Source organism: Rathayibacter sp. AY2B3 (assembly GCF_002931755.1).
Lineage (GTDB): Bacteria > Actinomycetota > Actinomycetes > Actinomycetales > Microbacteriaceae > Rathayibacter.
The window spans coordinates 44385-50609 of record NZ_PSUG01000028.1; the positions used below are offsets into that span (position 1 = coordinate 44385).

Genomic DNA, 6225 nt, shown 5'->3' on the forward strand with positions numbered 1-6225 from the left:
GCGCGCGTGCTCGGGGGGACTCCGTCGCACCGGGGCCGACCACGGCGGTGCCGGACGCGCCGGAGCCGGCCGACTTCGTCTCCGCGGTCCTCGACGTGGTCGCCTCCATCCCGCCCGGGCAGGTGATGGCCTACGGCGAGATCGCCGCGCTCCTCGGCTCGCGTGCGTCGCGCGCGGTCGGCACGGTGATGGCCCGTTACGGCTCGGAGACGGCCTGGTGGCGCGTCGTGCGCTCCGGTGGCGCGCCTCCGCTCGGCCACGAGGAGCGCGCCCGCCGCGAGTACGAGCGCGAGGGCACGCCCCTCGTCGTCACTCCGACCGGCTACCGAGTAGACGTGCGCACCGCCCGCTGGCGCCCCTGATCCTCAGCGCTTCCCCGCGACTCCCGCCGCCGTCTCGTGCGATCTGCAGGCTCCGGTGCGATCTGCAGGAGTTCGCCGTGCCGTCTGCAGGCTCCAGTGCGATCTGCAGGAGTTCGCCGTGCCGTCTGCAGGCTCCGGGGCGATCTGCAGGAGTTCGCCGTGCCGTCTGCAGGCTCCCGTGCGATGTGCAGGCTCCGGGGCCGTCTGCAGGGGATCGCCGTGCCGTCTGCAGGAGATGCTCGACTTTCCGGCCGACTTCCGCGGCGGAATCGGCCTTCTTGCCGAAATCCCCTGCAGATCGCACCCAGCCCTGCAGACGGCACGGGTGCCTGCAGATCGCACGGGTGCCTGCAGACGGCACGAACGCCTGCAGACCGCACCCGCCCCGCGCCGTCCGACTAGACCAGCGAGTCCCGCCAGGCGGCGTGCAGGGTCGCGAAGCGGCCCTCGCCGGCGATGAGCGCCTCCGGGGTCCCGTCCTCGACGATGCGGCCGTGCTCCATCACCAGCACCCGGTCGGCGATCGCGACCGTCGAGAGGCGGTGCGCGATGATGACCGCCGTGCGGTCGGCCAGGAGCGTCTGCAGGCCCTGCTGCACCAGGCGCTCGCTCGGGATGTCGAGGGAGGAGGTCGCCTCGTCCAGGATCAGCACCGCCGGGTCGGCCAGGAACGCGCGGGCGAACGAGATCAGCTGGCGCTGACCGGCCGAGACGCGGCCGCCGCGCTTGTTCACGTCGGTGTCGTAGCCGTCCGGCAGCGCCTGGATGAACTCGTGCGCGCCGACCGCCTGCGCCGCCCGGACGATCTCGTCGTAGGACGCGGTCGGCCGCCCGATCGCGATGTTGTCGGCGACGGATCCGGAGAAGAGGTACGCCTCCTGGGTGACCATCACGATCGCGCGCCGCAGGTCCTTCGGGTGCAGCTGCCGCAGGTCCACGCCGTCGAGGGTCACCACGCCGTCGCTCGGGTCGTAGAAGCGCGAGATCAGCTTGGCGAGCGTCGTCTTGCCGGCGCCCGTGGACCCGACGAGGGCGATGGTCTGCCCCGCGGGGATGTCGAGGTCGAAGCGGGGCAGCACCTCGCGGTCGGCGGTGTAGGCGAAGCGGACGCCCTCGAAGCCGAGGCGGCCCCGCGCCTGGCGCAGGTCGACCGGGCGCGCCGGATCCGGGACGCTCGGCTCCTCGGCCAGCACGCCCGAGATCTTCTCGAGCGCGGCGGCCGCCGACTGGTAGGAGTTGTAGAACATCGCCATCTCCTGCACCGGGTCGAAGAAGCGCCGGGTGTAGAGCAGGACCGCCAGCAGCGCGCCGATCTCGAGCCCGCCGTCGAGCACGCGGACGCCGCCGATGAACAGCACCACGGCGACCGTGACGTTGCCGATCAGCACGAGCCCGGGGTCGAAGGTGCCGAACACCCCGAAGACGCGCTTGTAGGCGAGCCGGTACTGCTCGACGACCCCGCCGAACACGGACTCGTTGCGCTTCTGCGTGCGGAAGGTCTGCACGGCGCGGATGCCGGTCATCGACTCCACGAACTGCACGATCAGCCGCGACGAGGCGACGCGGGTGCCGCGGAACAGCGCCTGCGAGCGCTTCTGGAACCAGCGGGTGAGCAGCGCGAGCGGCACCAGCGCGCAGGCGAGCACGATGCCGCTCACGCCGTCCAGGGAGACGAGGGCGATCGCGACGAAGCCCATGTAGAGCCCGCCCTGCACCAGCTGGTTGATGCCGGAGTCGAGCAGCTCGCGGATGGAGTCGAGGTCGCTGGTCTGACGCGAGATGATCCGGCCGGAGGTGTAGTTCTCGTGGAACTCCAGGCTCAGCTTCTGGGTGTGCAGGAAGACCCGCTTGCGCAGGTCGATCAGGATCGCCTGGCTCACCCGCGCGGAGAGCACGGTGTACCAGGCGACCAGGAGCGCGCCGACGAGCCCGGTGAGGATGTACGCGCCGACCGTGACCGCCAGCGGGACCGCGTTCCCCGCGAGGACCGCGGGCAGGCCGTTGTCGATGCCCGCCGCGATCAGCGCCGGTCCGGCGACCTGGGCAGCGGTCGCGACGACGACCACGACCGCGGTGAGCACCAGCCGCAGCCGGAGCGGCCGCAGCAGGGAGCCGAGCAGCCGCAGCGAGCGCCGGCGCAGGGCCGCCGACTCCGCTCTGCTGAGGTCGTCGCGCTCCTCGGAGGAACCGAGCGTGCTCATGATCGCGTCTCCTGGTGGGTCGTCGTGGGGCGGGAGCCGATGCGCTCGGTCCCGGCGAGCCGGGTCAGCTCGTCCTCCTCGAGGCTCGAGATGACGAAGCGGTAGTGCGGGCTGCTCGCGAGCAGCTCGCTGTGGGTGCCGACCGCGGTGATGCGGCCCTCCTCCATCAGGGCCACGCGATCGGCGAGCGCCACCGTCGAGGGGCGGTGGGCGACGATGATCGCCGTGGTGTCGCCGAGCACGCGGCGCAGCCCGGCCTCGACGCGCGCCTCCGTGTCGACGTCGAGCGCCGAGAGCGGGTCGTCGAGGACGAGCACCGCCGGACGCGCGGCCACCGCGCGGGCGAGGGCGAGGCGCTGGCGCTGGCCGCCGGAGAGGCTCATCCCCTCCTCGCCCACCTTCGTGTCCAGGCCCTCGGGGAGGCGGTGGACGAAGTCGGCCTGCGCGATCTCGAGGGCCTCGAGCAGCTCCTCCTCGGTCGCATCGGGTCGGCCGAGGAGGACGTTCTCGCGCACGCTGGTGGAGAAGAGCGTCGCGTCCTCGAACGCCATGCCGATGTGCGTGCGCAGCTCGTCGCGGCGCAGGCGGCGGATGTCGACGCCGTCGAGCTCGATGGCTCCGCCGGTCACGTCGTACAGGCGCGGGAGCAGAGCGGTGAGCGTCGTCTTCCCGGAGCCGGTGATGCCGACCAGCGCCATCGTCTCGCCCGGCTCGACCTCGAGGTCGACGCCGTCGAGGAGATCGCGGTAGCGCTCGGGGGCGTCCTGGTAGCGGAAGTGGACGTCGCGGAAGCGCACCCGACCGCGCGGCTCGGCGATCGTCTCGGGGTCCTCCGGGTCGGTGATGGTGTTCCGGCTGTCCATCACCTCGAAGTAGCGGTCGACCGCGGTGCGGGTGTCGAAGGTCATCGAGAGGAGGAAGCCGATCGACTCGACCGGCCAGCGCAGCACGGTCGCGGTGGCGAAGAAGGCGAACAGCTCGCCGACGCTCAGCTGGCCGGCCGCGGCGAGCCAGACCCCGCCGAGCAGGCAGAGCGCGAACGCGATGTCCGGCACCAGCAGCAGGACGAGCCAGATCCCGGCGATGGCGCGGGCCTTGTCGATCTCGGTGCCGCGGAGCTTCTCGGCCTGGCCGGCGAAGTTCTCCAGCGCGTGCTGGTGGCGGCCGAAGGCCTTGAGGACGCGGATGCCGTGCACCGACTGCTCGACGGTCGTGGCGAGGTCGCCGGCCTGGTCCTGGCTGCGACGCGCGATGCTCGAGTAGCGCTTCTCGAACGCGAACCCGTAGATCCAGACCGGGATCGAGCACACGACGAAGAGCACGCCGAGGATCGGGTTCCAGTAGACGAGGACCCCGAAGCCGACGACGATCGTCAGCGCATTGACCACGAGCAGGACGAAGCCGAAGGCGATCCAGCGGCGGATGAGGCTGAGGTCGCTCATCGCCCGCGACAGGAGCTGCCCGCTCTGCCAGCGGTCGTGGAACGAGACGGGGAGGTCCTGCAGCCGGCTGTAGAGCGACGAGCGCATGCGCGCCTCGATCCGCGTGCTGGGGGTGAGGACCATCCGGCGCCGCAGCGCGATGGCACCGGCCTCGACGACGCCGAGCACGAGGATGACGGCGACCGGCCCGATCAGCGGTCCGAGGTCGCCGGAGCCGGCGGACGCCGCTCCGTCCCCCAGCGGCCCGTCGACGAGCTGCTGCAGGACGATCGGGATGACCAGCGACACCAGGCTCGCCACGAGCGCGACCGCGATGCCGCCGACCAGCCGGGGCAGGGAGTCGCCGACGAAGGGGACGAGGCGCAGCAGGGTCTGCAGCGTGCTCGGGCGCTTCTGCGCGGGAGCGCCGGGAGACGGGAGGGCGGGAGCGGACACGGCGGAGGGCTTTCGCGACGAGGGCGGAGCCTCTCCTGCCGGGTGAGCGGGGAGGCGGGAGGTGCCACCGGGCCGGAGAGCTCCGGGCAGCCTTGAAGGCTATACCCCGGCTCAGCGCTCCGTCCAGCGGCCGCCGCGATCCGGCGGCTCCCCCGCCTCGGCCGTCAGCGGACGCGGACCGAGAGGCAGGTGACGCAGCCCTCGAGCTTCTCGAACTCCGAGATGTCCACGGTGAGGACGCGGTAGCCCAGGCTCCGCAGCAGCTCGGCGCTCCGGGGAGCGGAGGCCGCCATCAGGAGGGTGTCGTCGTCGAGGACGACCACGTGGGCGCCCGGCTCCTCCGGCATCGGCAGGAAGGAGGGGAACAGGCGCGGCTCGTCGACGACCGGCTCCCAGCCGATGACCGTGCCGTCGGGCAGAGCGGTCACGGCGCTCTTGAGGTGCAGCACCTTCGTCAGCGGCACCGCGACGACGTCGTACCCGCGGGGGCGGAGGATCGTCCGCAGCTGGGCGACCCCCGCTGCGTCGGTACGGCCTCCCCGGCCGACGTAGACCGTCGATCCGACCTTCAGCACGTCGCCGCCGTCGAGGGTGGCCGGCTCCTGGATGCGGTCGACCGTGAGGCCGAGGGCGCGGACGGCCTCCTCCGCACCCTCGGTCTCGTCGCGGCGGGACTCCGCTCCGGAGCGGGTGATCACGGCGTGGTCGCCGAACACGACGACCGCGTCCTCGAGGAAGACGGAGTCGGCGAGGCCGGGCGCCGGCGCGGCCTCGACCGTCTCCCAGCCGGCCCGCTCGAGCAGGTCGACGTACGCCTCCCACTGCTGCTGCGCGCGCTGCTGGTCGACGGGGACGCGCTCGAGGTGGGTGAGCTCGCCCGACGAGAGGTCGGCGGCCGGGGCCCGGACGATCGCGATGCGGCGGTCGGTGACGACGGCGGCCGGCGCGCCCGTGGTGCGGAGGCGGTTCCAGAGCGCGCGGCCGACGCTCGCCGCCGAGACGGTGAACGCGAGCAGGAAGACGAGGTTGAGCCCGGCGAAGGTCTGGAAGATGGAGGCCCAGACGGCGCCCGTGACGGCCTCGCCGGTGGCGCTCGCCTGGACGAGCGTGCCGAACACGGCTCCGACCACGCCCGCGACGAGTCCGGCGAGGGCGGCGGTCCAGGTGCGGCCGAGCGTCCCCGCGACGGCGAGGGCGAGGACGACCACGAAGCCGAGCACGCTCGAGAGCAGGAAGTAGGCGTTGACCTGCGGGATGGAGCCGGGCTGCAGCTGGTTGCCGATGAAGAAGGCCAGCAGGTTGGCGAGGTGCGCCACGAGCGCGGTCGCCGCGGCGGCGAGCAGCGCGACGAGGATCCGGCGGCCCGTCCCGGGCGCGCGGCCCCGGTTCGGGCCGATCGCGGTCGCAGCGGTCGGGGTGTCGGGAGTGGACGCGGGCGTCGAGTCGGAAGGCACCCGGTGACCCTACGCGCCCCCGCCCGCGCCCCGCCTGTCGATCCCCTAGCAGCCGCCTAAGAGCCGCCCCCACGAGGCAGAGGGCTCAGCGTGGATCGCGTGCCCAGCGATTCCCGCGACCCGCGACGCACCCCGCTCTACGGAACGCACCGTGTCGCGAAGCCGACCGCGCCCGGCCGCGCGGGGAGCGGCCGGGAAGACGCCCACCGCACGGCAGAGCCGGTTCAGCGGTAATCGCGTGCCCAGCGATTCCCGCGACCGGCGACGCGACCCGCTCCATGGAACGCACCCCGTCGCGAAGCCGACCGCGCCCCGCCGCGCAGGGAGCGGC

General features: G+C 72.9%; 4 protein-coding genes. 1 reads left to right on the plus strand and 3 read right to left on the minus strand.

The window, feature by feature from the left end; all coding sequences use genetic code 11:
- Positions 1-47: 47 nt before the first annotated feature.
- Positions 48-362, plus strand: a complete 315-nt coding sequence (locus tag C5C24_RS10815) for an MGMT family protein (protein ID WP_104304953.1) — start codon at positions 48-50, stop codon at positions 360-362.
- A 398-nt stretch (positions 363-760) separates the two neighbouring features.
- Here C5C24_RS10815 and C5C24_RS10820 read toward each other — a convergent pair whose 3' ends face one another.
- The 3 genes from C5C24_RS10820 to ddaH all read right to left on the minus strand — a co-directional run bounded on the left by C5C24_RS10820 (position 761) and on the right by ddaH (position 5894).
- Positions 761-2563 (minus strand): ABC transporter ATP-binding protein, encoded by a 1803-nt coding sequence (locus C5C24_RS10820; RefSeq protein ID WP_104276940.1) that lies wholly within the window; start codon positions 2561-2563, stop codon positions 761-763.
- The gene (locus C5C24_RS10825) at positions 2560-4440 is read right to left on the minus strand and encodes an ABC transporter ATP-binding protein (RefSeq protein ID WP_104304954.1); all 1881 of its coding nucleotides are present in this window, start codon (positions 4438-4440) and stop codon (positions 2560-2562) included. Before C5C24_RS10825 ends, C5C24_RS10820 begins: the two co-directional genes overlap by 4 nt.
- A 164-nt stretch (positions 4441-4604) precedes the next feature.
- Complete coding sequence (ddaH, locus tag C5C24_RS18575) at positions 4605-5894, minus strand: dimethylargininase (protein WP_308470830.1); 1290 nt, start codon at positions 5892-5894, stop codon at positions 4605-4607.
- Positions 5895-6225: the final 331 nt, after the last annotated feature.